We start from the raw sequence: 26,641 nt of genomic DNA on the forward strand, positions 1-26,641 counted from the left end.
GCGAACACCGGCGAAGCCGGTGCCATACACCGTGTTGGATTTTTCGCGGGCATGCCCGCTCCCACAGGGGGTTGTGTCAACTCGCAGACCTTTTTACAACTCGATACTCATGCCATCGAAGGCCACTTCCACACCCCGGCGCAGCACTTCGGCACGCTCGGGCGAGTCTTCGTCGAGAATCGGGTTGGTGTTGTTGATGTGGATAAGTACCTTGCGCTGGCGCGGGAAGCCATCCAGCACCTCCAGCATGCCGCCGGGGCCGTTCTGCGCCAGGTGGCCCATCTCGCGGCCGGTGCGGGTGCCTACGCCACGGCGCTGCATTTCATCATCTTCCCACAGGGTGCCGTCGACCAGCAGGCAGTCGGCGCCTTGCATCATCGTCAGCAGCTTGTTGTCTACCTGGCCCAGGCCTGGGGCGTAGAACAGCTTGCCGCCGGTGCGGGTGTCCTCGACCAGCAGGCCAAGGTTGTCGCCCGGGTGCGGGTCGAAGCGGTGTGGCGAGTAGGGCGGCGCGGCGCTGCGCAGGGGGAACGGGGTGAAGCGCAGGTTGGGGCAGGCGTCGATGACGAAGCTGCCTTCCAGCTCGATGCGGTTCCACTGCAGGCCGCCGTTCCAGTGGCTGAGCATGTTGAACAGCGGAAAGCCCGTGGTCAGGTCCTGGTGGACCATGTCGGTGCACCACACCTGGTGCGGGCAGCCTTCGCGCAGGCTGAGCAGGCCAGTGGTGTGGTCGATCTGGCTGTCCAGCAGGATGATGGCGTTGATGCCGGTGTCGCGCAGGGCACGGGCCGGCTGCATCGGCGCAAAGGCCTGGAGCTGGGCGCGGATATCGGGCGAGGCATTGCACAGCACCCAGTGCACGCCATCGTCGGACAGGGCGATGGAGGACTGGGTGCGCGGCGTGGCCCGCAAGGTGCCGTCACGCAAGCCCTTGCAGTTGACGCAGTTGCAGTTCCACTGGGGGAACCCGCCGCCGGCGGCGGAACCGAGAACCTGGATGTACATGGCCACTCTCTCTGCAGAAACCGTAGCGAAAAAACGAAAACGCCCCGGCAGGCCGAGGCGTTGAACCGTAAGCCGGGCTTAGCGGTTGGCGAAGTACATGGTGACTTCGAAGCCGATGCGCAGATCAGTGTATGCAGGTTTGGTCCACATGGAATTACTCCTTCCGGATGAGGGGGTGGGTTTGTCAGCTACTACTTGGGTACCGCCAATGGCTGGAGGTTCCCATGGCTGGGATTGCGCTATCTTACAAGAAAAATTTGTACCGAAAGGTTAATTATTCGAAAACTCCGTTGCGGTTTTCGTAACAATCATGGGTTTGAACCCAGCCAGGAAGCATCTGGTGCGGCTGCGTTGGCAAGGCATAGCCAAGTGGAATCTGTATCGAGCAAGTGGTTCAGCAACTGGTCCAGATCCGTCTGCCGCGTTTTCAGGATAGACCTGCGCAGTGCATCCAGCCTGCCGGGTTGTGTGGCCAGGAATGTCTGCCACGCCCATTCGGCGACTTCGGCGTTGCCCATCGCCGGTTCATCGAATTGCGCGGCCAGGGCCTGACCAGCGGCAGGGGCCAGGGTAACGCCCTGGCGCAGCAAGGTGAGCAGGTGGTCGAGGATCTGTACCTGGCTGGCATGAGGCGACTGGACCCCGAACAGCAGGCCGCCGACCCCCTCGACCTGACGAAAGGTACTGAACACCGCATAGCCGAGTTGCAGTTCTACCCGTAGCCGTTGGTAAACCGGCCCTTGCAGCAACTGCGCGAGCAGGCGGCCAGCGGCTTCCATGGCCGCTGGCAGTGGGCAGAACAGCAGCAGGGCATGCTCACTGCCGGGTACTTCGGCATGTTGCCAACGGTGCTTGGCCCAGGCGGGCAGAGGGCCAGGCGCCGAGCCTTGGCCAGGGCAGTGCTGCAGCACGGTGCCCAATGCGTTCAGGGCGGCATCGTCGAAGCCGGCAGCCAGGCCGTGCCAGCGTGTTTGCTGCCACAGGCTGTCGAGATGCGTCTGTGCCAGGGTGCAGGCCGGAGCAGGTGCAGGCGCGGCGCCCAGAACTGCGTCGGGTAGCTGCTTGAGCAGGGCACGGATGGGGATCAGTGCCGGAGGCTGCGTCGAACTCGGCAGCCAGCTTCCTGCCGGGGGCTTGAGCATCAGTGCCAAGGCCTGTTCCACAGTGCGCAATACCGCTGCCGGCAGCCCGGCGCAGCGCAGTTGCCAATATTCGCCAGCGGTACTGAACTGCAGCTGCACCGATACGCGCTCGCAGCGCTCCTGCAGGGGGTGCAAGGCGCGCTCGAGCAGCGCATGCAGGCGCTGGCGCAACGGCGAAGGGACATGCCAGCGCAGGTACAGCGCCGCGTACTGACGAGCACCAGGCAGCTGGTCGCTGACTTTCAATGCCGCTGGCAGTGGGTGCGGACTGGCATCAGGCAAGTCGGCCAGAAGCAGGGGGTCGATGGAGGGCAGTTGCCAATGCCCATGTGCGCGGCCCGGCAGGCCTTCCAGCAGGGCTCGGAGCGCCTGCAAGCCTTGTGTGTCCAAACCGCTGAACGGCTGGCCGGCGCTGTCCCGGCGGGCCAGCTCAAGCGCACTGGCACTGCGTTCGCGGCTTTGCTGCAGCAGCTCGAATTCGGCACTCAATTGCTCAGGGGCGGCCTGGCGGATGAAGCCGAACCAGCCCTGCAACAGGGCATTGGCTTCCTCTGGGCAGGCGTCCTCGCTCAGCTTCAGATCAATGTGCCACAGCAACTGCCCGGCGAAGGCATACAGCGCCTCAGCCTTGAAGCCTTGCAGCCAGCCACGCTGGCGAAGTGCATCCAGCCAGGTGCCCGGGCGGCTATCGCCGAGGCTGGCGATGAGCAACTCAAGGGCCTGCTCGGCACCTGCCGGCAGGTTTTCGTGGCTGAACAGCAGGTGCGTGTCGGTCGCCGATAAAGGCGGTGGCAGAGCTTGTGGCACCCGTTCACCTGTTGCGAACAGCTTGGCATGCTGCCGGCCCAGTAATTCCAGTTCATCCAGCGATTGCGGGCCGCACAGGCTCAGGGTGACCTGGCCGCCTTGGTAGAAGCGCTGGTGAAAGCCACCGAGCGCTTGCTGGAAGGCAGGATCCTGCAAGGCCAGGGTGTGCCGGTTACCGGCATGAAAAGCGCCCAATGGATGGCCGGGCGCTGCCGATTGCAGCAAGGCGAACTGCTGCTGGGCCTGCGGGCTGCGCGACCAGGCAATGAACTCGGCATGGATTACTTCGCGTTCGCGGCGTTGGCGCTCGATACCCAAATCTGGCTCGGCCAACATCTGGCACAGGCGCTCCAGCCCCCCGGCCAGGGCGCTGGGCGGGACCTCGAAGAAGAAGTCGGTGGTGCGTTCGCGAGTGCTGGCATTGACCTGGCCGCCGAGGGCCTGCACGTAGCGCATCAGGCCGTCGTCCAGAGGGAAGCGCGAGGTGCCGAGGAAGAACAGGTGCTCCAGGAAGTGGGCCAGGCCGGGCCATCTGGTCGGCGCGTCGTGGCTACCCGCGTGCACCCGCAGGGCCGCGGCCGAGCGCTTCAGGCGCGGGGCGTGGCGCAGGGTCAGCTGCAGGCCGTTGGCGAGGGTGAGGTGGCGGGTGGCGTCAGGCATGGAAACTCCGGGGCAGGTGTTCATGCTAACCCATTTGTGTTGGCAGGCTTGGCCCTATCGCCGGCAAGCCGGCTCCCGCAGGGAATGCAAATGCCTTGAAACCGGTGCGGTCGAGGTGGGAGCCGGCTTGCCGGCGAATGGGCCGCACAGCGGCCCCTGTCAGCCCTTACGCAGGTGCAGCTCCTGGCGCAGATCGCTCAGGTAAGGAAACGCCGCCCGCCCCTGTACCACCCGCTCATGCTCCAGCTCCGCCAGCAACTGGCACTCGTCCCGCCCGGCCATGGCCAGCAGGCTGCCATCCGGGCCGACGATGCTGCTCTGCCCGCAATACTGGATATCGTCTTCCGAGCCGCAGTAGTTGGCATACACCAGGTAGCACTGATTCTCCTGCGCCCGCGCCCTCACTGTCACCTGGCAGATGAAGTCGTACGGCGACATGTTCGCCGTCGGCACCAGGATCAGCTCGGCACCGTCCAGCGCCAGGCGTCGCGCGTTTTCCGGGAACTCGATGTCGTAGCAGATCAGCAGGCCGACCTTCCAGCCATCCAGCTCCACCACCGGGAAGTGATCGGCACCTGCGCTGAACATCGAGCGGTCCAGCTCGCCGAACAGGTGGGTCTTGCGATAGTTGCTCAGGCTGCGGCCGTGCGCATCGATCAACTGCACGCTGTTGTAGATCGCGCCATCATCGCCACGCTCCGGATACCCGTAGACGATGGCGATGCGGTGCGCCTGGGCGATTTCCACCACCTCCATGGCCGCCGGGCCATCGGCGGCCTCGGCCAGGCGCTCGACCTGGGCCAGGCCGATGTTGTAGCCGGTCAGGAACATCTCCGGGCACACCAGCAAACTGGCCCCGCGTTCGGCCGCCAGTTGCGCCTGGTGGCGCAACCGTTGCAGGTTGCCGGGCACGTCCAGTGGCTTGGGTGCGCCCTGGAACAGAGCGATGCGCATGCTGCCTCCTTGTCTCAGTCCGGCAGGGCGATCGGGCCGATTTCGTCGAACACATCGCCTGGGCCGGGGTTGTCCGGGTGGGTGCGGCCACCGAAGTGATTCATGATACCCCACACCGCATTCAGCGATGTTTGTACCGCGCCTTCCACCCAGGCCGGCGTCCACGACACATCGTCACCGGCGATGAACATGCCGCGCTGCTCGGCAGGCATGTCCTGCTGCATGAAGTGCGCGTACATGCGCTGGTTGTAGCGGTAGTGCCCAGGCAACGCGCCCTTGAAGGCGCCGAGGAAGTGCGGGTCGGCTTCCCAGGAAACGGTGATCGGGTCGCCGATGATGTGCCCGGCGATGTCGGTCTTCGGGTAGATCTTCTTCAGTGCATCCAGAGCCAGTTGCACGCGTTTTTCCACCGGGTGCGGCAGCATCTTCAGCGCGTCGCTCATCCACGAGTAGGACAGGCAGATCACCCCCGGCTTGTCGTCACCGTTATCGAACAAGTAGGTGCCACGGGTGAGGCGATCGGTGAGGGTCATGCTCATCAGGTCGCGGCCGGTTTCCGGGTCCTTGTCCTTCCAGAACGGCCGGTCGACCATGACGAAGGTCTTCGACGACTGCATGTAGCGGGTGCGGTCCAGGGCCATCCACATCTTTTGCGAGAACAGCGATTCCTCGCAGTCGATCTGGGTGGTCAGCAGCCAGGTCTGGCAGGTGACGAGCACGGCACTGTAGTGACGGGTGTCGCCCCAGTTGTCGGTGACCGCCAGGCGGCCATCGGCAGCGCGGGCGATGCGCTTGACCCCGGTACGCGGTGCGCCGCCATGCAGCCCGCTCAGGCTGGTGCCTTCCGGCCAATGCACGCAGCGCTCCGGTACATGGCGCCAGATGCCTTGCGGTACCTGTTCCACACCGCCGACTACCAGGTGCTGGTGGTCGTCGCAGTTGGTCATCACCACGCGGAAGATTTCCAGCATCGAGTTGGGGAAGTCCGAGTCCCAGCCGCCGGTGCCGAAGCCGACCTGGCCGAACACTTCGCGGTGCTGGAAGCTCAGCTGGGCGAACGAGCGCGAGGTGGCGACGAAGTCGTAGAACGTGCGGTCGTCCCACAGCGGTACCAGCTTGTTCCAAAGCTCTTTCAGGCGCGGTACGTCACGGTCGCGGATGGCCTGCTGGATGTCGGCGAACTGGGCACCGCTTTCCAGCGCGTCGGCCCAGGCATCGGCCACTTCGTGGAACAACTTGGGCAGGTCGGTGGGTTTTTCGGCGTAGTAGGTCTGGCCTTCCAGGTCGATCACAGTGCTGCCCGAGGCCGGGGTCAGTGGGTTGGGGAACGGTTTGGTCTCCAGGCCCAGCTTGTCCACGTAGTGGTAGAAGGCAGTGGACGACACCGGGAAGCGCATGCCACCCAGTTCGGCGATGATCCCGTCAGTGCCGTTGAAGGTTTGCGAGCGCAGCCGGCCACCCAGCTTGGATGCTTCGTACACCACCGGCTTTAGGCCCAGCTTCATCAGCTCGTAGGCCGCCACCAGGCCGGCGATACCGGCGCCCACGATTGCCACTTCCTCACCATGGCGCTCGGCCGGGATGCTGCCCAGGCCTGCGGGGTGTTCCAGCCAATCGTCGAAGGCGAAGGGGAAATCCGGGCCGAAGATGGTGACGGGTTTTTTACCATCGGCGGGGTGGCGGTTTTTCTTGTTCATGAAGTGACCTTGCCAGAGAGGCTGCGCAGGGGCGGAGCCTGAGTATAGGAGATGCCTGGAGGCCATTTTAGGGAGTGGGGTGTTCGTTATTAAGGTGCATATTGTTGTCTGAATGTAGCTTGAATCGTCGAAATGTATAAACAAGATTGCTTTATGACGAACAGGAAGCCTACCCATCTCAAGCACAGCATCGGCCCCCTGTGGGAGCGGGCGAGCCCGCGAAGAAGCCCCCGCGGTGTATGGCACGGGCTTCGCCCGTGTTCGCGGGCACGCCCGCTCCCACAGGGTGTGATCAGACAGTTCCTACACCCATGCCATGAATTAAAGAATTACCCTACGCCCGCTATAGCCTCGGTCTGGCTGCGTGGGAAACGCCTCATCGTTAACTTCACTGGGTCGCCGCTGTTCGGGCGACTGGGTGTGAGAACCCATCTCCAACTTCGTACCAAGGCTTATGTCATGGCAGCTGTGCGCGGGCAGGCTTTCGCCTGGCCGGATTTCCAAGTTGGCCGGTTCTCACCCCGTGCATGGCTGCCACCTATTTCCCGTGAGAAGGAGTTGGTAGGCGGTTTTCTCAAGACTCAATTTGGAAACTGCATCATGAAGAAGACTTATTCCGACCAACCCGAAAAACTGAAACCCACCGCAGAAAAAACCTTCTGCAACTGCGAAACCAGCCACCCGCCATTATTCGCCATACGCCCCGGCATCGACGCCGCAGACGCCTTGGTCCACGCCTGCCTGCTGGCCCGTGGCCTCAATCAGATCGCCACCGACTATGCCCAGCATCACGCCCCCGAGCGCAGCCGTGACATCGTCTGGTCGATGCAGCATTCCGCCGAAAGCCTTTCGGCGATTCTGGAAGGCCTGCTCGACGGCCAGGAGGCCTGACCGCCAGCCAGGTTCAGAGCGGCTGCCCTCGGTCCACCTTGCTGCTGAGAATGATCGACGTGGTGGTCTTCTCCACCCCGTCGACACTGCCGATCTGGTCGAGCAACTGGTCCAGTTGCTCGGGCGAATCCGTACGCAGCCAGGCCACATAGTCGAACTCGCCGCTCACTGCGCACAGCTGCTGTACCTGGCCCATGGCACTCAGGCGCCGCACCACCTCCTTGCCCGAGCGCGGCTGCACCTTGATCCCCACATACGCCTGCAGCCCACCCCCCATCACCCGCTGGCCCAGGCGCACGCCATAGCCGGAGATGACCTTGTTCTTCTCCAGCCGCTCCAGACGCGAGTTGACGGTAGTACGAGCGATGCCCAGCTGGCGGGCGAGGGTGGCGACGCTTTCGCGGGCGTTTATCTGCAACAGGGCGATCAGCTGGCGATCGATTTCATCCAGCGTGATGGAGCGGGAATCCGACATGGCGAGTCTCTACGGTTGACCCGCTAGCCTAGCCAGCCTGCGGTAAGCAGGGCAAGGGTAGACAGTTGGCCATGCGTTGCATCAGTGCTGCAATCCCGGGGCAGCTTCGCGGCCCTTTCGCGACACAAGGCCGCTCCTACAGCTGCTGCGCCGGCATGTAAGCATCGGGCGCAATGACAGAACTGCTCGATTGGTCCGGCAGGTCGAGGTGCGGTCTAGGGTGGAATAGGAGCTCACAAAATCTAACGATTTATAGCTGTTTAGATAGCCATGCCTGAGCAGAGAATGGCCCTCTCACGAACGTTGTGTTTCGGAGGACGAGGATGCCAGCCTACTACCTTGCATCAGCTCCCTCATTGCGCAATACTGCCGACAACAACTAACCCTCACGACCGGCGTGGCATGACCATCTGGTTGGAGGGGGAAAAAGCCGGCTTAAGCCGGTTTTTTCGTTTCTGGAGTGCAAAAAATGCAGAGAAAGCTTGATTCTGAGCCTCTGCGCACTCGTATCTATATCGACGGCTACAACTTCTACTACGGCTGCTTGCGCGGCACACCGTACAAGTGGCTCGACCTGCTACCTCTCTTTGAAAAGCACATCTTGCCTTCCATACTGGTCACGGACAGCCATGGCCAGATCAGGGCATGGCGGCTCCTGGAATCCCCCTCGATCAAATATTTCACGGCAAAGATCATCGAGTCGGTCGCCCGTGCTGGCGATTCAGTGTCGTCACAAGCTCGCTACCACACTGCTTTGCGCAAGCTGCATGACGGTCGAATAGAGCTCATCGAAGGTTATTACGCCGTCAATAAAATGAAGGTGAAGATCGTCGACCCTGAAAATCCGGACAAGGCTCCGCGTGAGTGCCAGGAAATCCAGGCCTGGAAGGTGGAGGAGAAACAGAGCGACGTGAATCTGGCCCTCCAGGCTTACCATGATTCGATCACGGGGCAGGTTGACCATGCCGTCATCGTTACCAACGATACTGACATCGCTCCTGCACTTCAGATGATTCGTGCTCACACAGATGTGCGGATTGGCGTGGTTGTGCCGACGTCGGGGCAAAACCGCTCGGCGAATACCGACCTGATCAAGTTTGCGCACTGGAAGCGAGAGCACATCAATTCAGGCGAGCTTGCGGCCTGTCAGCTACCGAGAGTGATTCCAGGGAGGAAACCAACCATCAAGCCGGAGTCCTGGTATGGACAACCTGAACTGCTGCAGGAAATTCTGGATTTGGCCATTCCTGTACGCGGAAGCAGGGCGGCAGCGTTCAAGTGGATGGAGCAGCCCAATCAGTTCCTCAGTGGTGAGCGGCCGATAGAGCTGGTGGAAACTGCCGAAGGTGCGACACGGGTTCTTCAGTACATACACAGCTGGATAGCCCAGCAAGAGGAGTTGCCCTAGTCAGGAGAACATGACGACTGCAGTCCCTGAAATGACAAAGGCCTACGTTCTGCAACGTAGGCCTTTGAGTTTTCTGGTGGGCCCACACGGACTCGAACCGTGGACCAAAGGATTATGAGTCCTCTGCTCTAACCGACTGAGCTATAGGCCCTCAGTAAGTGGCCGGATTATAACGAGGGTTTCGCACCTGTGCCATCTGAAAGATCCGATAGTGCTATGCGAAGAAACGTCGCCGCGAAGTCGTCCGGGGGCAGGGGCAGGCTGACGATGTAGCCCTGGATCTGCTCACAGCCCTCTGCCGCCAGGAACCGTTGCTGGGCCTGGTTTTCCACGCCCTCGGCAATGATGGTCAGCTGCATGCTGCGGCCCAGGGCGATGATGGCGCGGGCGATGGCGGCGTCATGAGGGTCGTCGGGCAGCCCGCGGATGAACGACTTGTCGATCTTGAGAATGTCCAGCGGCAGGCGCTTGAGGTAGCTCAGCGATGAATAACCGGTGCCGAAATCGTCGATGGCCAGTTGCACGCCCAGTTTCTTCAGCTGGTACAGCACGGCCAAGGCTTCCTCTGCCTGGCTCATGATGAAGTTTTCGGTGATTTCCAGCTGCAGGTCACCGGCTGTGAGCTGGTAGTGCTTCAGCAACTGTTCGATGCGCCTGGCAAGGTGGGGATGGCGTAGCTGGGCGCCGGCGAGGTTTATCGACAGCGGGCCGAAGGGGTCGTAGTGCATCTTCCAGGCCTGCATCTGCCGGCAGGCCTGCTCCAGTACCCAGTCACCGATCTGGAGTATGGTGCCGTTCTCTTCCGCCAGGTGAATGAAGTGCTCCGGCGGCACTTCACCAAAGGTCGGGTGGCTCCAGCGTATCAGCGCTTCGGCACCGACCAGGCTCTGTGTCTTGAGGCTGAGCTTGGGCTGGAAGCACAGGCTCAGTTCGTTGCGCTCGATGGCGCGGCGCAGTTCGTGCTCCAGGGCGATGCGTTCGCTGGCCTGGGCGGTGAGGTCGAGGGTGTAGGCTTCGACGCGGTTACGGCCCTTGGCCTTGGAGCGGTACATGGCGGCGTCGGCGTTGCGAATCAGTGTGGCAACGTCGGTACCGTCCTGTGGATAAAGGCTGATGCCGATGCTGGCGCTGGTGAAGAACTCATGCTCGCCAGCCTGGAATGGCGCGTTGAAGCAGGTCAGCAGCTTGTTGGCGATGGCGCTGGCGTCACTGGGTTTGTGCAGGCCGGGCAGCAGGATGATGAACTCATCGCCACCCAGGCGGGCCACGGTGTCGACATCACGCACCTGCTCTTTCAGGCGTTGGGCGATGCCCTTGAGCAGCAGATCGCCGACCGGGTGGCCGAGGCTGTCGTTGATGTGCTTGAAACGGTCTAGGTCAAGGAACAGCACCGCGCCCTTGCGGTTGGAGACCTGCGCGCAGGTGAGCGCGGCCTGCAGGCGGTTCTCGAACAGGGCACGGTTGGGCAGGCCGGTCAGTGGGTCGTGGTGGGCCTGGTAGTCAAGCTTGGCCTGGGCGTGCTTGAGGCTGGAGATGTCGGCGAACACAGCGACGAAGTGGGTAATCTCGCGCTCGCTGTTGCGTACGGCGCTGATGGTCAGCCAGCCGGGGTACAGTTCGCCGTTCTTGCGCTTGTTATAGATCTCGCCTTGCCAATGGCCTTCATCGGTCAGCTGGTGCCACATGGCGGCATAGAACGCACTGTCGTGCTGGCCGGAGGCGAGCAGGCGTGGGGTCTGACCGAGGGCTTCGATCTCACTGTAACCGGTGATTTCGCTGAAGGCGCGGTTTACGGCACTAATGTGCTGGTCGATGTCGGTGATCAGCACGCCTTCGGCGGTGTTCTCGAACACGGTGGCGGCCAGCTGCAGCTTTTCCTGCATCAGATGGCGCTCAGTGATGTCGCGGGCGATGGTCAGTATGCAGTCGTCGCCAGCAATCGGCAGCGGCCGTGCAGAGAGTTCGCAGAGGCGAATCTGCCCGTCGCTGCGGCGCAGGTGGCACGTGAAGTCGCGTACGAAGCCGTCGCGTTTTAGCTGTTGGACCAGACGCTTGCGCTCGTTGAGGTCGACCCAGATGCCCAGGTCCAGCGAGGTCTGGTCGATGGTCGGGCTGAGATCATAGCCGGTCAGGCGGCAGAAGCCTTCGTTCACTTCGAGCAGCAAACCGTCGCTCTGGCGCGACAGCAGCAGGCCATCGGGCGAGGCATGGAAGGCCTTGGCGAATTTCTCTTCCGAGGTTTGTAGCTGCTCCTGGGTTTCCTTGAGCTGGCTGATATCGCGTACCGCCACCACGAGCGCGAGGTTGCCGTCGAGTTCAAAGGTTTCGGCCGAGGTCAGGCCGGTGAAGAGTTGGCCGTTGCTGCGGCGGAAGCTCATTTCCAGGTTGCGGATACCGCCTTGGTGCAGGCGTTCGAGCAGCCGCGGGCCGTCGCCTTCGACGCCCCACAGGTTGAGCTCGGTGGCGGTGCGGCCAATTACCTGGCTCGGGGTGAGGCCGATCTGCTCTTCGAAGGCCTCGTTCACCTCCAGCAGGCAGCCGTCGCTGTGGCGGGCGATCAGCAGGATGTCGGGGCACTGCTGGAACACCGAGGCGAACTTCTGTTCGGACAGGCGCAGGGCGTCCTCGGTGCGCTTGGTCTCGCTGATGTCGATCATCAGGCCACGCATCACCGGCTGGTGGCCATGCTCGATCATGCTGACGATGTTGCGTACCCACAGTGGCTGGCCATCGGCCCTGATCACCCGGTAGTCGAGGCTGTGGTCGCGGCCGGCGGCAGTCTCGCTGTCGCAGTAGGCCTGGGCCCAGAGGGCATCCTCCGGGTGCAGGATGCTGCGCCAGAAGCCAGGTTTGAGCCAGTCGGCCAATGGGTAGCCGAGCAGGCCTTCTGCGTGGGGCGAGACGTAGCTGTAGGTGAAGTCGTTGGCGTCGGCCTCCCAGGCTATGGCGGACAGGCTCTCGACCAGGCTGCGATAGTGGTACTCGCTGCTGCGCAGTTCCTGCTCCAAGGCGATGCGCCGTGAAATTTCCGAACTGAGCCGGCGGTTGATGCGGATGACCGCTGCCAGCACGGCCATCAATACCAGCACCGTGGGCAGGCCATACACCAGCAGGTCCGACCAGAACATCCGTTGGTCGACAACATTGCCCACCCAGCGTTGCTGGATCTGGCTGACTTCGCTGCTGCTCATGTCGGCTATCACTTTGTCGAGAATGCCGACCAGTACTTTCTTGTCGCGCGGGGCGGCCATGGCCAGTTGGTAGCGGTAGGGCGTTTCGCCGCTGACGTAGAGGCCGTCGAGCTTGAGCTGGCGCAGGCTCCAGATGCTTGAAGCGAGGTCACCGACCACGGCGTCCACTTCGTCGGTGGCCAGGGCCTGCAGGGTAGAGCTGACGTTAGGTAGGGCCACCAGGTTGAGGTCTGGGTGTTGGGTGCGCAGCAGTTCGTGCGGGGCGTAGTTTTCGACCACGGCGATCTTCAGGCCGTAAAGGTCGTCCAGGTTGCGCGGCTGTGCACCGCCTTTGTGGGCGAGGATAACGATGGGGAAGTCGAGGTACGGCCGGGTGAAGGCCAGGTAGCCTTGGCGCTCGGGGGTGGACATGATGCCGGGCAGCAGGTCGATGCGGCTTTCGCGTGCTTGCGCCAGTACCTCGGTCCAGCTGCTGGGTTCGACCGGTTTGAGCGTCACGCCCAGGCGTTGCTGGATCGTGGCGATGTAATCGGCGGCCAATCCCTGGTACCGGCCCTCCTGGTCGCGAAACTCGAACGGTGGCCAAGAGGCGTCTACACCCAGGCTCAGCTGCGGGTGGGCAGCCAACCAGGCTTTCTCCTCGTCTGTCAGGGTCAGGGCGCCGGCCGTTGTGTTCCACAAGATCAGGAGCAGCAACAGGATGGCCGGCATCAGCGGCATAGCGGCCTCACATTCAAGTGGTATGAAGTCGAGTGTAGACGGGCATTGCTGTAGGTGTGCGGTGGAAGGCAGGGTCTTTTGTCAGAGGCAACAGGGCCTTGCGGGTGTGGGGCGACCTGCATGGCCTTCATGGCATGCGCGCCCCCTGTAGGAGCAGCCTTGTGCTGCGAAGACGCCAGTCAGGCGAAAGATCATCTACTGTTGCAATGGACTCTTCGCAGCACAAGGCTGCTCCTACAGAGATCGCGCCAGAATTCAGATTTTGCGCAACAGCCGGAAAAGAAAAACCCCGGCCTGGGCCGGGGTTTTGTCATCACTCGTCGAGGAAGGAGCGCAGATGCTCGCTGCGAGTCGGGTGGCGCAGTTTGCGCAACGCCTTCGCTTCGATCTGACGGATCCGCTCGCGGGTCACGTCGAACTGCTTGCCCACCTCTTCGAGGGTGTGGTCGGTGTTCATGTCGATACCGAAGCGCATACGCAGCACCTTGGCTTCGCGTGCGGTCAGGCCCGAGAGCACGTCACGAGTGGCTTCCTTGAGGCTTTCGACCGTGGCCACGTCAATCGGGGACTGCATGGTCGAGTCCTCGATGAAGTCGCCCAGGTGCGAATCTTCGTCGTCACCGATCGGGGTTTCCATGGAGATCGGCTCTTTGGCGATCTTCAGTACCTTGCGGATCTTGTCCTCAGGCATTTCCATGCGCTCGCCCAGCTCTTCCGGGGTCGGTTCGCGACCCATTTCCTGCAGCATCTGGCGGGAAATACGGTTGAGCTTGTTGATCGTCTCGATCATGTGCACCGGAATACGGATGGTGCGCGCCTGGTCGGCGATCGAACGGGTGATCGCCTGGCGGATCCACCAGGTGGCATAGGTCGAGAACTTGTAGCCGCGACGGTATTCGAACTTGTCCACCGCTTTCATCAAGCCGATGTTGCCTTCCTGGATCAGGTCGAGGAATTGCAAGCCACGGTTGGTGTACTTCTTGGCGATGGAGATCACCAGACGCAGGTTCGCCTCGACCATTTCTTTCTTGGCGCGGCGGGCCTTGGCTTCACCGATCGACATACGACGGTTGATTTCCTTGATCTCGGCAACGGTCAGGCCGGTTTCGGTCTCAAGGTCGATCAGCTTCTGCTGGCAAGCGACGATGGCAGCGTCCTTTTCACCCAGGGCGGCAGCCCATTTGGTGTTGCGCTTGGCCAGGTCACCGCTCCAGGTCTGGTCGGTTTCGTTGCTCGGGAACATGCGCAGGAAGTCGGCACGCGGCATGCGGGCGTCACGCACGCACAGCTGCATGATGGCGCGTTCCTGCTGGCGCAGGCGGTTCAGGGCGTCACGAACACGCTCTACCAGTACCTCGAACTGCTTCGGTACCAGCTTGATCGGCATGAACAAATCGGCCAGGGCCTGCAGGGCGTCGATGCTTTCCTGGTGGGTGCGACCATTCTTCTTCAGAACCTTGTTGGTGGCCTGAAGCTGGTCGTTGACCGCGCCGAAACGCTGACGGGCGACTTCCGGGTCCGGGCCGCTCTCGGCCTCTTCCTCGTCGTCACCGCTTTCGGATTCGTCCTCGTCGTCGTCGGACTCTTCCTTCGCAGCGGCGGCCTTGGTGCCTGGGATCGGCACTTCTTCGGTCGGCGCGGCGATATTGTCGTCAGGATCGATGTAACCGCTGAGAACGTCCGACAGACGGCCGCCTTCGCTGGTGACACGGTCATATTCGCTGAGAATGTAGTCGACAGTGCCCGGGAAGTGAGCGATGGCGCCCATGACTTCACGGATGCCTTCCTCGATACGCTTGGCGATTTCGATCTCGCCTTCGCGGGTCAGCAGCTCGACGGTGCCCATTTCGCGCATGTACATGCGCACCGGGTCGGTCGTGCGGCCGATATCGGTTTCAACTGCCGCCAACGCAGCAGCGGCTTCTTCGGCCGCGGCTTCGTCGGTGTCGGCTTCCGCCAACAGAAGGGCATCCGCATCCGGAGCACTCTCGAATACGTTGATCCCCATGTCGTTGATCATGCGGATGATGTCTTCCACCTGTTCCGGATCTGAAATATCCTCAGGCAGGTGGTCGTTGACCTCCGCGTAAGTCAGGTAGCCCTGCTCACGACCGCGGGTGATCAACTCTTTGATACGAGACTGCTGTTGCGCTTTTCCGGACATAACACCCTATCCACTGAAGGTCTTGGCGGGCAAAAAACAAGCCGAGGATTATACCCGAGCATGGGCCTCACGCGCCAGATGAGGTCGGCGTTTGTGCGGGAACATTCCGGCTCAGCAGGGCGAGGAGCTGGGTTTTTTCCTCGCTGGTCAATTCGCTTTGACGTGATTTCCTGAGCAGTTGTTCCAGGCTGCGCTCGCGTTGGCGGGCGGACAAGCTAGTTATAGTGTCGAAAAACTGTTGTTCAAGGTTGTCGGCCACGATCAGCCATTCCTTTTCCGCCAGGGCCCGCAGCAGGCGCCCCTGTTCGGTGCCGTGCCAACGTGCGATCAACTGCATTGAGCTTAGCCCAGGATTTTTCTGCGCGGCTTCGATCAGTGCCACCAGCAGCTGGCTGTACAAGTGTTCTTCATCGGCGAAGTGGCTGGCATCTTCCACCTTGCCGGCCAGCAGAGGGTGGTGCAGCAACGTGCGCAGGGCGGCCAGGGTGGGTGGCTCGACCGGGGCCGGTACGCGTGGTGGTGCTTCGTCACGCTGCTGCCATGGCTTGCCACCCTTGCGGTTCTTGTCCCAGGGTTTGTCGCCCCACTGCTTCTTGCCAGCGCCCTTGTTCGGCTTCCACTCCTGTTCCTGATGAACGGGGGCGAAGTCGTGCTGCGGCATGTCGCCGTAATCGGGGGTATAGCTGGCCATGGCGTCATAGTCGTAGCCAGGGTCGTAGTCCGGCACGCTGCTGGTGGCCGGGGCGTGTTGCGCCAGTTGCTCGACCTGCTGCGGGTCGAGGCCGGTGATTTCCTTAAGGCGGTTGCGCATCAGCTGGCGCAGGTTGGCGCCGGGGATCTTTTCGATCAGCGGTGCGGCAAGGGTCGCCATGTGCGCCTTGCCTTCCAGCGAGCGCGGGTCGGCTTCGACGCTTAGCTGCTCGAAGAAGTAATCGGCCAGCGGCTGGGCGTGCTGGTTGATGCGGGCCATGAAGGCGTCGGTGCCTTCGGCGCGCACCAGGCTGTCCGGGTCTTCGCCTTCGGGCAGGAACAGGAAGCGCGCGCGGCGGCCGTCCTGCAGGTTCGACAGGGTCGACTCCAGGGCGCGCCAGGCGGCCTTGCGCCCGGCCTGGTCACCGTCGAAGCAGAACAGCACGCTGGGTACCACGCGGAACAGGCGCTTGAGGTGCTCTTCGCTGGTGGCGGTGCCGAGGGTGGCCACGGCGTTGCGCAGGCCCTGCTGGGCCAGGGCAATGACGTCCATGTAGCCCTCGACGACGATGATTTCGTCGAGGTTGCGGTTGTGCTTGCGTGCCTCGTACAGGCCGTAGAGTTCCTGGCCCTTGTGGAACACCGGGGTTTCCGGGGAGTTCAGATACTTGGGCTTGTCGTCGCCGAGCACTCGGCCACCAAAGGCGATGATGCGTCCGCGGCTGTCGCGGATCGGGAACATCACCCGGTCGCGGAAACGGTCGTAGCGCTTGCCGCTTTCGGCGTTTTCGATCAACAGGCCGGCATCGATCATCACCTTCTGCTGCAAGGTGTCGGCACCCAGGTGCTTGAGCAGGTTATCCCAGCCTGGCGGGGCGAAGCCCAGGCCGAAGTCACGGGCGATTTCCCCGGACAGGCCGCGGCCCTTGAGGTAATCCACCGCTGCCTTGCGGGTCGGGTGGCTGCGCAGGGCCTGGCGGTAGAACTCCGAGGCGGCGTCCAGCAGCGGGTACAGCGGCGAATCGGTTGGCTGGCGCGGCTTGTGGTCGCGGCGACCTTGCTCGCGGGGTACTTCCATGCCGGCGGCGCGGGCCAGCTCCTCGACCGCCTGGGGGAAGTCCAGGTTGTCGTGGTCCATGACGAAGCCCAGGGCGTTGCCGCCGGCGCCGCAGCCGAAGCAGTAGTAGAACTGCTTGTCGGGGCTGACCGTGAAGGAAGGGGTTTTTTCCTTGTGGAACGGGCAGCAGGCGGAATAGTTCTTGCCGGTTTTTTTCAGCTGGACGCGCGAACTCACCACGTCGACGATGTCGAGGCGGTTGATAAGGTCGTCAATGAAACTCTGGGGAATCAGCCCGGCCATGGCAGTCTCGTCATCTGGCAGCTGGCAAGTCTAATCGCTCACGCGCCGAATGGGGCGAGTGCCGCTTGGGAAAGTGCGAGGGAATGTGTGCTCGTCGCCAGCCCCTGAGGGCTCGTCAGTCGGACGTGCACGTCTGGTCATACAACAAGGAGGACCAGCTCTGACGTTTCAGGCAGGTTGCCCATGTGCAGTTCGCATGAAGCTTGTGCAGGGCCTTGAGCTAGCTGCTCAAGTTTGAAACGACCACTGCCATCGCCCGGCGGTTAGCCGGGCAGGGCAGAAGCTTTGCGTAGAACGCCTGTATTAGTACAGACGAACGGCGCGGCGCTGTTCGCGCTGAACTTTCTTGGCGTGACGCTTAACAGCAGCAGCTGCTTTGCGCTTACGCTCGGCGGTCGGCTTCTCGTAAAACTCGCGGCTACGAACTTCAGCCAGTACACCGGCTTTTTCGCAGGAGCGCTTGAAACGACGCAGAGCTACGTCGAAGGGTTCGTTCTCTTTAACTTTGACGGCTGGCATCCAGGGCTACCTTAATTCATTACCGGGGTAGACGTGCTCCTGGCAAAACAAAGGTGTGCTGGAGAACGTCGGTTTTCAAGGGTTGCGGATGTTAACCCTTAGCAAGCCGGAATGCAAAGCCTCTGATCGAAAACCGCTGGTCGGCATCCGACACGGGGACTATCATGCGCGGCTTCGAATTCAGCCCCCACAAGGGACGAACCCATGCTAGTACTGGGATTGGAAACATCCTGCGACGAAACTGGCGTCGCATTATACGACAGCGAGCGCGGTTTGTTGGCCGACGCGCTGTTCAGCCAGATCGACCTGCACCGCGTGTTCGGCGGTGTGGTGCCAGAGCTTGCCTCGCGCGACCACGTCAAGCGCATGCTGCCACTCATCCGCCAGGTGCTGGATGAGGCCGGCTGCGTCGCCACCGAGATCGACGCCATCGCCTACACCGCAGGCCCTGGCCTGGTCGGTGCCCTGCTGGTGGGGGCCTCGTGCGCCCAGGCGCTGGCCTTTGCCTGGGACATCCCGGCGATTGGCGTACACCACATGGAAGGCCACCTGCTGGCACCCATGCTGGAAGAAAACCCACCGGAGTTTCCGTTCGTCGCTTTGTTGGTTTCCGGTGGTCACACCCAGCTGGTGCGGGTCGATGGCATCGGCCAGTACGAGCTGCTGGGCGAGAGCCTGGACGACGCCGCCGGTGAAGCGTTCGACAAGACCGCCAAGCTGATCGGCCTGAACTACCCCGGTGGCCCGGAAATCGCCCGTCTGGCCGAACGCGGTGTGCCTGGCCGCTTCGTGTTCCCGCGGCCGATGACCGACCGCCCGGGCCTGGAGTTCAGCTTCAGCGGCCTGAAAACCTTTGCCCTGAACACCTGGCAGCAGTGCCGCGATGCCGGCGACGACAGTGAGCAAACCCGTTGCGACCTGTCCCTGGCATTCCAGCAGGCGGTGGTGGAGACTTTGACCATCAAGTGCAAGCGGGCGTTGAAACAGACTGGCCTCAAGCGCCTGGTCATTGCCGGTGGCGTCAGCGCCAACAAGGCACTGCGTGCGTCCCTCGAGGACATGCTCGGCAGCATCAAGGGCAACGTGTACTACGCGCGCCCGCAGTTCTGTACCGACAACGGTGCGATGATCGCCTATGCCGGCTGCCAGCGGTTGTTGGCCGGGCAACAGCAAGACCTGGCAATCAGTGTGCAGGCACGCTGGCCGATGGAGCAGTTGCCGCCGCTTTAAGCTTCAGAAGTGCCGTTCGCGGCCTGCGAACAGGTCGCGCAGGTTGCTGCGATGGCGCCATACGATCATAGCCGTCAACACAGTGATCGGCAGCAGGGCCTCTGGCTCGCGCCAGGCCAGCAACGGCAAGGTCAGTGGTGTGGCGATCAGTGCCGCCAGCGAACTGGTGCGGGTGAGGTAGAAAGTCAGCAGCCAGGCGCCGATGGCCAGCAGCGCGGCTGGGAAATACAGGGCCATGAGCATGCCGGCGGCAGTTGCCACGCCCTTGCCGCCCTGAAAGCGGAAGTACAGCGGGAACAGGTGGCCCAGCACTGCGCAAACGCCAATCCAGGCCTGCGCTTGCAGGTCCAGGCCGGCACCGCGGGCGAGCAATACCGGCAACAGGCCCTTGCACAGGTCGCCAAGCAGGGTCAGGATCGCCAGTTTGCGGCCTGCCAGGCGTAGCATGTTGGTGGCGCCGGCATTGCCTGAACCGCTGGAACGCGGGTCCGGACTGCCCGTAAGGCGGCTGAGGACGATGGCGAAGGACAGCGAGCCAAGCAGGTAGGCGAGCAACGCCAGTAACCAAAACATGCTAACTATTCCGGGCGAGGACGCCCTGATTCTAACGGCGCCAGTCGCCCTTGTCGTGCTGTGGAGAGAAGTGCTTGGACAGAGTGTTCATCGAAGGCCTGGAAGTCGATACCGTCATCGGTGCCTATGACTGGGAGCGGGATATTCGCCAGTGCTTGCGCCTGGACCTGAGCTTTGCCTGGGATAACCGCCCGGCTGCGGCGGGTGACGACCTGAACCTGGCGCTGGATTATGCCAGTGTGTCGGCCCGTATCCAGGCGTTTGCCGAACAGGCGCGTTTCGAGTTGGTTGAAACTTTCGCCGAGCGCCTGGTGGCGACGTTGATGGAAGAGTTCCACATCCCGTGGGTGCGGTTGAAGCTGACCAAGCCGGGTGCGGTACCGGCAGCCCGTGGCGGTGTTGGCGTGGAGATCGAGCGCGGATGTCTCTGAGCACGGTTTACCTGGGCCTTGGCAGCAACATTGATCGCGAGGTGCATTTGTGCGCCGGGCTCGATGCGTTGGCAGGCATCCTGACCGACATGCGCTGCTCGCCGGCGTTCGAAAGCCAGGCGGTGGGGATCAAGAGCGGTCCGTTCATCAACTTCGTGGTGACTGGGCAGACTGCGTTGCCGTTGATCGAACTGGACCGCCGGTTGAAGTTCATCGAGGCCGACAATGGCCGCTATGCCCCGGACCGCAAGGGGCTGCCGCTGGATATCGACGTGCTGATGTATGACGACTTGCACGGCACGTTCGATGGGCTGGTGTTGCCTCGGGCCGAGATCCTGAAGAACGCCTTTGTGCTGTGGCCACTGTCGCTGCTGGCGCCGGAGCTTGTGCATCCGGGGGTAGGCAAGACAATGGCGCAGTTGTGGCAGGAGGCGCAAATTGATCAGGTGCTGGCGCCGGTTGCCTTTGAGTGGCGTGGGTTGCAGCTGACTCCCGCGTAAGCCTGTACCGGCCTCTTCGCGGGCACGCCCGCGAAAGGACCGGTATGCTCAATCGCGCTTGTAAGCCTCGAGCGCTTTCAGCCGCTCACTTTTGAGCGCTTCACCCAAGGCCTGGCCGGTCAGCCCTGCCTGCACCAATGGCTTAACATCCACTGCCCGCGCCGCCGCCGCTGCCCCTCGCAGGTAGTCGGCCTGTGGATAACCCGATTTTCCCTCGCCCAGTGCTGTCATCTCGCAAGCGATCAGGAAATCCTCGAACCGCTGCGGCCGCCGGTACACGTCGAACTTCTGCAACAGCTCCAGGATTGTCGCGGCAGGCAGTTCCTGCGCCTGGTTGCCTAGCTCCAGGCACTCACCCGTCAGCAACGCCAGCTCCTGACACTCTCGCGGCGCCTTCAGGCGCTTGTTGACTGCCTTGATGGCGTCCGGTGCCAGCGGCTGTAGCAGGCAGGCCCAGCGTATATGCAGGGGCTGGTCGTGCATTGCAGCCTGTTCCAATGCTGCCAGAGCCTGGGGGCCGTCATCCAGTTCGGGCAGCAGTTCCTGCAGAGCATCGCAAGCACGCAGCACCTGGAAAAACATCCGTGGCTGCGCCTCCATCAGCGCCCGCTCGATTTCCTTCCAGCTGCGCTCGGCGGTCAGCGCCTGCAATTCGCCAGAGGCACTGATCTGACGCATCAGCTCAAGCGTCTCATCGGCAACCCGGAATCCCAGCGGTGCATAACGGGCAGCAAAGCGCGCGACACGCAGTACGCGCAACGGATCTTCGGCGAATGCCGGGGAAACATGGCGTAAAAGGCGTTGATCGATATCGTCCTGGCCATGATAGGGATCGTATACCGTACCCGTCTCGTCCTCGGCCATTGCATTGATGGTCAGGTCACGACGGATCAGGTCTTCTTCCAGGGTCACATCGGGGCTGGCGTGGAAAGTGAAACCGCCGTAGCCACGCCCGCTCTTGCGCTCGGTGCGCGCCAGGGCGTATTCCTCGCCGGTTTTCGGGTGCAGGAACACCGGGAAATCAGCGCCGACCGGTCGAAAGCCCTTGGCGTGCATTTCCTCGACCGTGGCGCCGACCACCAGCCAGTCGATATCGCTGACAGGGCGGCCGAGCAGGCGGTCGCGCACGGCGCCGCCGACTTTGTAGATGTGCATGTGCAGCTCTCCATAACTGCCGACAGGATAACCCGTCGGCAGCCTTGAAGTTGCACTAGAGGTGGTGAATGACAGCCAGATCCATGCGGCCATAGTCGGCGCTTTCGCCGTGCTCGCCGCGTGGTGGCATGTGGTGGGTTTTCATCACCTGCTCTCCCTGGACGGTCTCCAGGTGGATGTCGAAGCCCCACAGGCGGTGCAGGTGCTTGAGCACTTCATCGGTAGAATCGCCCAGCGGTTTGCGGTTGTGTTGCTGGTGACGCAAGGTCAGCGAGCGGTCGCCGCGGCGGTCAACGCTCCAGATCTGCACGTTCGGTTCGCGGTTGCCCAGGTTGTACTGCGCCGCCAGTAGTTCGCGAATGGTCCGGTAGCCGGCCTCGTCGTGGATGGCAGGTACATACAGGTCGTCGCGCTGGTCGTCATCGAGGATGCTGAACAGCTTCAGATCGCGAATGACCTTCGGCGACAGGTACTGCAGGATGAAGCTCTCGTCCTTGAAGCTGCTCATGGCGAACTTGATGGTAGAAAGCCAGTCGCTGCCGGCAATGTCGGGGAACCAGCGCCGATCTTCTTCGGTCGGGTTTTCGCACATGCGGCGGATGTCGGTATACATCGCAAAGCCCAGTGCGTAGGGGTTGATGCCGTTGTAGTAGGGGCTGTCGAAGCCGGGCTGGAATACCACGCTGGTGTGCGACTGCAGAAACTCCATCATGAAGCCTTCGGTGATCAGCCCCTCGTCGTACAGGTCGTTCATCAGTGTGTAGTGCCAGAACGTCGCCCAGCCTTCGTTCATCACTTGGGTCTGGCGCTGCGGGTAGAAATACTGGGCGATCTTGCGCACGATGCGCACCACTTCACGTTGCCAGGGCTCCAGCAGCGGGGCGTTCTTCTCGATGAAATACAGGATGTTTTCCTGCGGTTCGGCGGGGAAGCGCGCATCATCTCGCTCGTTACCCTTGTCGGCGCTCTTCGGAATGGTCCGCCAAAGGTCATTGATCTGCCGCTGCAGGTGCTCCTCGCGCTCCTTCTGCCGCCGCCGCTCCTCTTCAGCGGAAATCGGATAAGGCCGCTTGTAGCGGTCGACGCCGTAGTTCATGAGGGCATGGCAGGAGTCGATCAGGTCTTCCACGGCATCAATGCCATGGCGCTCTTCGCACTGGGCGATGTACTGCTTGGCGAACACCAGGTAGTCGATGATTGAACTGGCGTCGGTCCAGGTGCGGAACAGGTAGTTGCCCTTGAAGAAACTGTTATGGCCGTAGCAGGCGTGGGCGATCACCAGTGCCTGCATGCACATGGTGTTTTCTTCCATCAGGTAGGCGATGCAGGGGTCGGAGTTGATCACGATCTCGTAGGCCAAGCCCATCTGGCCACGGCTGTAGGACTTCTCCGTGCTGAGGAACTGCTTGCCGTAGGACCAGTGGTGATAACCCAGCGGCATCCCGACCGAGGCGTAGGCGTCCATCATCTGCTCGGCGGTAATGACCTCGATCTGGTTGGGGTAGGTGTCCAGGGCGTAACGCTCGGCCAGGCGGCTGATTTCCCGGTCGTAGGTCTGGATCAGTTCGAACGTCCACTCGGACCCGGTGGAAATAGGTTGGCGTCTCTGTGCTCTGGCGGTCATGTGGCTAACCTGCGCTGGAAGAGTTCACGGAAGACCGGGTAGATATCCCCGGCCGATACCAACTGCTGCTGGGCGAACGTGTCGGGGAAGGCTTCGCCGATGCGCTCGTATTCGTACCACAGCGCCTGGTGTTCACGCGGGGTGATTTCAACGTAAGTGTAGTACTGCACATGCGGCATGATCTGCTTGGCCAGGATGTCACGGCAGATCGGCGAGTCGTCGTTCCAGTTGTCGCCGTCGGAAGCCTGGGCGGCGTAGATGTTCCAGTCGCTGGCCGGGTAGCGTTCGGCCATGACCTCCTGCATCAGTTTGAGTGCGCTGGAAACGATGGTGCCGCCGGTTTCCCGCGAATAGAAGAATTCTTCCTCGTCGACTTCACGAGCGCTGGTGTGGTGGCGGATGAACACCACTTCGATGCGGTCGTAGTTACGCTTGAGGAACAGGTACAGCAGGATGAAGAAGCGCTTGGCGATGTCCTTGGTGGCCTGGGTCATCGAGCCGGACACGTCCATCAGGCAGAACATCACAGCCTTGGAACTGGGGTTGGGCTGCTTGACCAGCAGGTTGTACTTGAGGTCGAAGGTGTCGAGGAAGGGCAGGCGGTTGATGCGTGCCTTCAGGCGTTCGATCTCGTGTTCGACTTCCTGGATATCGGTGAAGTTGTCTGGCTCCTCGACCTTCAGGCGGGCGAGTTCCTTTTGCGCTTCGCGCAGCAGTGCGCGGCTGCTGCCGGTCAGGGCGATGCGCCGGGCATGGGCCGAACGCAGGGTGCGCACGATGTTGATGCGTGACGGGTTGCCTTCGTTGGCGATACCGGCGCGCACGGTCTTGAAAGTGTCGGCCCCGGTCAGGTGACGTTTGACCAGGTTGGGTAGCTCGAGGTCCTCGAACATGAACTCGAGGAATTCTTCCTGGGTGATCTGGAATACGAAGTCGTCCATGCCTTCGCCGGAGTTGCCGGCCTTGCCTCGGCCGCTGCCACCGCCACCGCCTTGTGGCCTGGGGATGTGTTCACCGGCGGTGAATTCCTTGTTGCCTGGGTGCACGATGGTCTGCTTGCCCCCGCGACCATGGTGCAGCACCGGTTCGTCGATGTCGCGCCCCGGAATGCTGATCTGCTCGCCATGTTCCATGTCCATGATGGAACGGCGGCTTACCGCCTCTTCGACGGCTTTCTTGATGTGTTCGCGGTACCGCCGCAGGAAGCGCTGGCGGTTCACCGTGCTCTTGTTCTTGCCGTTCAGGCGTCGATCTATAACGTAGCTCATGGTCCCTCCGGTAGCTGGGAACAGCTGCACGCTTCAAGCTACGAGCTGCTGCAGATAAAGGCAGCAAAGCAGCTGCCGCCGCCCAGGGCTGGCATGGCAGCCCTGGGCGCGCGGTGGGTAGCTTGTCGCTTTATTGCGATTTCCTGACCCGCAGGTACCATTCCGACAGCAGACGAACCTGTTTGTCGGTGTAGCCACGCTCTACCATACGCGTGACGAAGTCGTTGTGTTTCTGTTGGTCCTCCTTGCTTGCCTTGGCGTTGAAGCTGATGACCGGCAGCAGGTCTTCGGTGTTGGAGAACATTTTCTTCTCGATCACCACCCGCAGCTTTTCGTAGCTCAGCCAGCTCGGGTTCTTGCCGTTGTTGTTGGCGCGGGCGCGCAGCACGAAGTTGACGATTTCGTTGCGGAAATCTTTCGGGTTGCTGATGCCGGCCGGCTTCTCGATCTTCTCCAGTTCTTCGTTGAGGGCGATACGGTTGAGGATTTCGCCGGTTTCCGGGTCGCGGTATTCCTGGTCCTGAATCCAGAAGTCTGCATACAGCACGTAGCGGTCGAAGATGTTCTGGCCGTACTCGCTGTAGGACTCCAGGTAGGCGGTCTGGATTTCCTTGCCAATGAACTCGATATAGCGCGGGGCCAGGTACTCCTTCAGGTAGCGCAGGTAGCGTTCGCGCACTTCCGCCGGGAATTGTTCCTGCTCGATCTGCTGCTCCAGCACATAAAGCAGGTGCACCGGGTTGGCGGCCACTTCATGCGGATCGAAGTTGAACACCTTGGACAGGATCTTGAACGCGAAGCGGGTCGACAGGCCGTTCATGCCTTCGTCGACGCCGGCGGCATCGCGGTACTCCTGGATCGACTTGGCCTTCGGATCGGTGTCCTTGAGGTTTTCCCCGTCGTACACCCGCATCTTCGAGTAGATGTTGGAGTTTTCCGGCTCTTTCAGGCGCGACAGCACGGTGAACTGGGCGAGCATCTTCAGCGTATCTGGCGCGCAGTGCGCCTTGGCCAGCGAGCTGTTGATCAGCAGCTTGTCGTAGATCTTGATTTCGTCGCTGACGCGCAGGCAGTACGGCACCTTGACGATGTAGATCCGGTCGATGAACGCCTCGTTGTTCTTGTTGTTACGGAAGGTGTGCCACTCCGATTCGTTGGAGTGGGCCAGCAGAATCCCGGAGTAGGGGATGGCGCCGAGGCCTTCGGTACTGTTGTAGTTGCCTTCCTGGGTGGCGGTGAGCAACGGGTGCAGGACCTTGATCGGGGCCTTGAACATCTCGACGAATTCCATCAGGCCCTGGTTGGCCCGGCACAGCGCGCCCGAATAGGCATATGCGTCGGCGTCGTTCTGCGGGAATTCCTCGAGCTTGCGGATGTCGACCTTGCCGACCAGGGCCGAAATGTCCTGGTTGTTCTCGTCGCCAGGTTCGGTCTTGGCGATGGCGATCTGGTTGAGGATCGACGGGTACAGCTTCACCACCTTGAACTTGCTGATGTCGCCGCCGAACTCCTGCAGGCGCTTGGTGGCCCAGGGCGACATGATGGTGTTCAGGTAGCGCCGCGGGATGCCGAACTCTTCCTCGAGAATGGCCCCGTCTTCGGTGGCATTGAACAGGCCCAATGGCGACTCGAATACCGGCGAGCCCTTGATGGCGTAGAACGGTACCTTTTCCATCAGCTGCTTGAGTTTTTCGGCCAGCGACGACTTACCGCCGCCCACCGGGCCCAGCAGATAGAGGATCTGTTTCTTCTCCTCCAGGCCTTGGGCGGCGTGGCGGAAGTAGGACACGATCTGGTCGATGCACTCTTCCATGCCATGGAAGTCGGCAAAGGCCGGATAGCGGCGGATAACCTTGTTGGAGAAGATTCGCGACAGTCTGGAGTTGGTTGAGGTGTCGATCAGCTCCGGCTCACCGATGGCCAGCAACAGCCGTTCGGCCGCCGATGCGTAGGCACTGCGATCCTCTTTGCACAGCTCGAGGTACTCCTGCAGCGAGAGTTCTTCCTGGCGCGTAGACTCGAAACGTTGTTGGAAGTGGCTAAAAATACTCATGACGTCACCTCGCTCGATACGTGGAGACGACGCCGGATCAGTCAGCTGATGCTGGCATGCAACCGGGGCTGCCGATTGCTGTATACCCCCCAGAACACCCTTTAACGCTACCGATGACCCGCAC

Annotated in this window: 20 protein-coding genes and 1 tRNA gene; 5 read left to right on the top strand and 16 right to left on the bottom strand. The window is 61.9% G+C overall.

Features of this window, described 5'->3' with window-relative positions:
- Positions 1–93 precede the first annotated feature (93 nt).
- The 5 genes from pqqB to GYA95_RS20715 form a co-directional block, all read right to left on the bottom strand.
- Positions 94–1,005 (bottom strand): pyrroloquinoline quinone biosynthesis protein PqqB, encoded by a 912-nt coding sequence (pqqB, locus tag GYA95_RS20695; protein ID WP_015268707.1) that lies wholly within the window; start codon positions 1,003–1,005, stop codon positions 94–96.
- Between the two features lie 78 nt (positions 1,006–1,083).
- Complete coding sequence (gene pqqA, locus GYA95_RS20700; protein WP_003243383.1) at positions 1,084–1,155, bottom strand: pyrroloquinoline quinone precursor peptide PqqA; 72 nt, start codon at positions 1,153–1,155, stop codon at positions 1,084–1,086.
- A gap of 158 nt (positions 1,156–1,313) precedes the next feature.
- The gene (pqqF, locus tag GYA95_RS20705; protein ID WP_015268708.1) at positions 1,314–3,614 is read right to left on the bottom strand and encodes a pyrroloquinoline quinone biosynthesis protein PqqF; all 2,301 of its coding nucleotides are present in this window, start codon (positions 3,612–3,614) and stop codon (positions 1,314–1,316) included.
- A gap of 159 nt (positions 3,615–3,773) precedes the next feature.
- Positions 3,774–4,568: a carbon-nitrogen hydrolase family protein gene (locus tag GYA95_RS20710; protein ID WP_015268709.1), complete on the bottom strand. Its 795-nt coding sequence runs from the start codon at positions 4,566–4,568 to the stop codon at positions 3,774–3,776.
- A 14-nt stretch (positions 4,569–4,582) separates the two neighbouring features.
- Positions 4,583–6,265, bottom strand: coding sequence for a flavin monoamine oxidase family protein (locus GYA95_RS20715; protein ID WP_015268710.1), 1,683 nt, complete (start codon positions 6,263–6,265; stop codon positions 4,583–4,585).
- A 600-nt stretch (positions 6,266–6,865) separates the two neighbouring features.
- Here GYA95_RS20715 and GYA95_RS20720 point away from each other — a divergent pair.
- Positions 6,866–7,156 (top strand): hypothetical protein, encoded by a 291-nt coding sequence (locus tag GYA95_RS20720; protein ID WP_015268711.1) that lies wholly within the window; start codon positions 6,866–6,868, stop codon positions 7,154–7,156.
- 13 nt (positions 7,157–7,169) lie between these two features.
- Here the strand turns inward: GYA95_RS20720 and GYA95_RS20725 are convergent, their stop codons facing one another.
- Positions 7,170–7,631 carry an Lrp/AsnC family transcriptional regulator gene (locus GYA95_RS20725; protein WP_015268712.1) on the bottom strand — a complete coding sequence of 154 codons (462 nt, stop codon included), beginning with the start codon at positions 7,629–7,631 and terminating at the stop codon, positions 7,170–7,172.
- A 469-nt stretch (positions 7,632–8,100) separates the two neighbouring features.
- Between GYA95_RS20725 and nicB the strand changes: the two genes are divergently transcribed.
- Positions 8,101–9,039, top strand: a complete 939-nt coding sequence (gene nicB, locus GYA95_RS20730) for a 6-hydroxy-3-succinoylpyridine 3-monooxygenase (protein ID WP_015268713.1) — start codon at positions 8,101–8,103, stop codon at positions 9,037–9,039.
- Positions 9,040–9,113: 74 nt separating this feature from the next.
- On the opposite strand, the gene GYA95_RS20735 is transcribed toward nicB, so the two are convergent.
- The 5 genes from GYA95_RS20735 to rpsU all read right to left on the bottom strand — a co-directional run bounded on the left by GYA95_RS20735 (position 9,114) and on the right by rpsU (position 17,683).
- Positions 9,114–9,190: transfer RNA gene (locus tag GYA95_RS20735), tRNA-Ile, on the bottom strand.
- Positions 9,191–9,206: 16 nt separating this feature from the next.
- Positions 9,207–12,950, bottom strand: a complete 3,744-nt coding sequence (locus tag GYA95_RS20740; protein WP_015268714.1) for a bifunctional diguanylate cyclase/phosphodiesterase — start codon at positions 12,948–12,950, stop codon at positions 9,207–9,209.
- Between the two features lie 313 nt (positions 12,951–13,263).
- Positions 13,264–15,114, bottom strand: a complete 1,851-nt coding sequence (gene rpoD / locus GYA95_RS20745) for an RNA polymerase sigma factor RpoD (RefSeq protein ID WP_013970578.1) — start codon at positions 15,112–15,114, stop codon at positions 13,264–13,266.
- 67 nt (positions 15,115–15,181) lie between these two features.
- Positions 15,182–17,164, bottom strand: a complete 1,983-nt coding sequence (gene dnaG, locus GYA95_RS20750; protein WP_013970579.1) for a DNA primase — start codon at positions 17,162–17,164, stop codon at positions 15,182–15,184.
- Between the two features lie 303 nt (positions 17,165–17,467).
- The gene (gene rpsU, locus GYA95_RS20755; RefSeq protein ID WP_003255575.1) at positions 17,468–17,683 is read right to left on the bottom strand and encodes a 30S ribosomal protein S21; all 216 of its coding nucleotides are present in this window, start codon (positions 17,681–17,683) and stop codon (positions 17,468–17,470) included.
- A gap of 204 nt (positions 17,684–17,887) precedes the next feature.
- On the opposite strand from rpsU, the gene tsaD reads away from it, so the two are divergent.
- A complete protein-coding gene (gene tsaD, locus GYA95_RS20760; protein WP_015268715.1) occupies positions 17,888–18,913 on the top strand; it encodes a tRNA (adenosine(37)-N6)-threonylcarbamoyltransferase complex transferase subunit TsaD in 1,026 nt (341 codons plus the stop codon).
- Positions 18,914–18,916: 3 nt separating this feature from the next.
- Here tsaD and plsY read toward each other — a convergent pair whose 3' ends face one another.
- Positions 18,917–19,486, bottom strand: coding sequence for a glycerol-3-phosphate 1-O-acyltransferase PlsY (plsY, locus tag GYA95_RS20765; RefSeq protein ID WP_004375186.1), 570 nt, complete (start codon positions 19,484–19,486; stop codon positions 18,917–18,919).
- Between the two features lie 74 nt (positions 19,487–19,560).
- Between plsY and folB the strand changes: the two genes are divergently transcribed.
- Both folB and folK read left to right on the top strand, forming a co-directional pair.
- Positions 19,561–19,917: a dihydroneopterin aldolase gene (gene folB, locus GYA95_RS20770; protein WP_004375185.1), complete on the top strand. Its 357-nt coding sequence runs from the start codon at positions 19,561–19,563 to the stop codon at positions 19,915–19,917.
- The gene (gene folK / locus GYA95_RS20775; protein WP_015268716.1) at positions 19,908–20,417 is read left to right on the top strand and encodes a 2-amino-4-hydroxy-6-hydroxymethyldihydropteridine diphosphokinase; all 510 of its coding nucleotides are present in this window, start codon (positions 19,908–19,910) and stop codon (positions 20,415–20,417) included. The genes folB and folK overlap by 10 nt, the downstream gene beginning before the upstream one ends.
- Before the next feature lie 48 nt (positions 20,418–20,465).
- Here the strand turns inward: folK and GYA95_RS20780 are convergent, their stop codons facing one another.
- From GYA95_RS20780 to GYA95_RS20795, 4 genes are all read right to left on the bottom strand, one after another.
- Positions 20,466–21,572, bottom strand: coding sequence for a multifunctional CCA addition/repair protein (locus tag GYA95_RS20780; RefSeq protein WP_015268717.1), 1,107 nt, complete (start codon positions 21,570–21,572; stop codon positions 20,466–20,468).
- Positions 21,573–21,627: 55 nt separating this feature from the next.
- Positions 21,628–23,196: a SpoVR family protein gene (locus GYA95_RS20785; protein ID WP_013970585.1), complete on the bottom strand. Its 1,569-nt coding sequence runs from the start codon at positions 23,194–23,196 to the stop codon at positions 21,628–21,630.
- A complete protein-coding gene (locus tag GYA95_RS20790) occupies positions 23,193–24,464 on the bottom strand; it encodes a YeaH/YhbH family protein (RefSeq protein ID WP_013970586.1) in 1,272 nt (423 codons plus the stop codon). The genes GYA95_RS20785 and GYA95_RS20790 overlap by 4 nt, the downstream gene beginning before the upstream one ends.
- Before the next feature lie 130 nt (positions 24,465–24,594).
- Positions 24,595–26,517, bottom strand: coding sequence for a PrkA family serine protein kinase (locus tag GYA95_RS20795; RefSeq protein WP_015268718.1), 1,923 nt, complete (start codon positions 26,515–26,517; stop codon positions 24,595–24,597).
- Positions 26,518–26,641 lie beyond the last annotated feature (124 nt).

The sequence above is a fragment of the Pseudomonas asiatica genome (assembly GCF_009932335.1).
GTDB classification, from domain to species: Bacteria; Pseudomonadota; Gammaproteobacteria; order Pseudomonadales; family Pseudomonadaceae; genus Aquipseudomonas; species Aquipseudomonas asiatica.

What these genes read in the sequence shown, in the direction of transcription:
- pqqB (WP_015268707.1), bottom strand. Translation starts at nt 1,005, where the DNA reads ATGTACATCCAGGTTCTCGGTTCCGCCGCCGGCGGCGGGTTCCCCCAG.
- pqqF (WP_015268708.1), bottom strand. Translation starts at nt 3,614, where the DNA reads ATGCCTGACGCCACCCGCCACCTCACCCTCGCCAACGGCCTGCAGCTG.
- GYA95_RS20710 (WP_015268709.1), bottom strand. Translation starts at nt 4,568, where the DNA reads ATGCGCATCGCTCTGTTCCAGGGCGCACCCAAGCCACTGGACGTGCCC.
- GYA95_RS20715 (WP_015268710.1), bottom strand. Translation starts at nt 6,265, where the DNA reads ATGAACAAGAAAAACCGCCACCCCGCCGATGGTAAAAAACCCGTCACC.
- GYA95_RS20720 (WP_015268711.1), top strand. Translation starts at nt 6,866, where the DNA reads ATGAAGAAGACTTATTCCGACCAACCCGAAAAACTGAAACCCACCGCA.
- GYA95_RS20725 (WP_015268712.1), bottom strand. Translation starts at nt 7,631, where the DNA reads ATGTCGGATTCCCGCTCCATCACGCTGGATGAAATCGATCGCCAGCTG.
- nicB (WP_015268713.1), top strand. Translation starts at nt 8,101, where the DNA reads ATGCAGAGAAAGCTTGATTCTGAGCCTCTGCGCACTCGTATCTATATC.
- GYA95_RS20740 (WP_015268714.1), bottom strand. Translation starts at nt 12,950, where the DNA reads ATGCCGCTGATGCCGGCCATCCTGTTGCTGCTCCTGATCTTGTGGAAC.
- rpoD (WP_013970578.1), bottom strand. Translation starts at nt 15,114, where the DNA reads ATGTCCGGAAAAGCGCAACAGCAGTCTCGTATCAAAGAGTTGATCACC.
- dnaG (WP_013970579.1), bottom strand. Translation starts at nt 17,164, where the DNA reads ATGGCCGGGCTGATTCCCCAGAGTTTCATTGACGACCTTATCAACCGC.
- rpsU (WP_003255575.1), bottom strand. Translation starts at nt 17,683, where the DNA reads ATGCCAGCCGTCAAAGTTAAAGAGAACGAACCCTTCGACGTAGCTCTG.
- tsaD (WP_015268715.1), top strand. Translation starts at nt 17,888, where the DNA reads ATGCTAGTACTGGGATTGGAAACATCCTGCGACGAAACTGGCGTCGCA.
- plsY (WP_004375186.1), bottom strand. Translation starts at nt 19,486, where the DNA reads ATGTTTTGGTTACTGGCGTTGCTCGCCTACCTGCTTGGCTCGCTGTCC.
- folK (WP_015268716.1), top strand. Translation starts at nt 19,908, where the DNA reads ATGTCTCTGAGCACGGTTTACCTGGGCCTTGGCAGCAACATTGATCGC.
- GYA95_RS20780 (WP_015268717.1), bottom strand. Translation starts at nt 21,572, where the DNA reads ATGCACATCTACAAAGTCGGCGGCGCCGTGCGCGACCGCCTGCTCGGC.
- GYA95_RS20785 (WP_013970585.1), bottom strand. Translation starts at nt 23,196, where the DNA reads ATGACCGCCAGAGCACAGAGACGCCAACCTATTTCCACCGGGTCCGAG.
- GYA95_RS20790 (WP_013970586.1), bottom strand. Translation starts at nt 24,464, where the DNA reads ATGAGCTACGTTATAGATCGACGCCTGAACGGCAAGAACAAGAGCACG.
- GYA95_RS20795 (WP_015268718.1), bottom strand. Translation starts at nt 26,517, where the DNA reads ATGAGTATTTTTAGCCACTTCCAACAACGTTTCGAGTCTACGCGCCAG.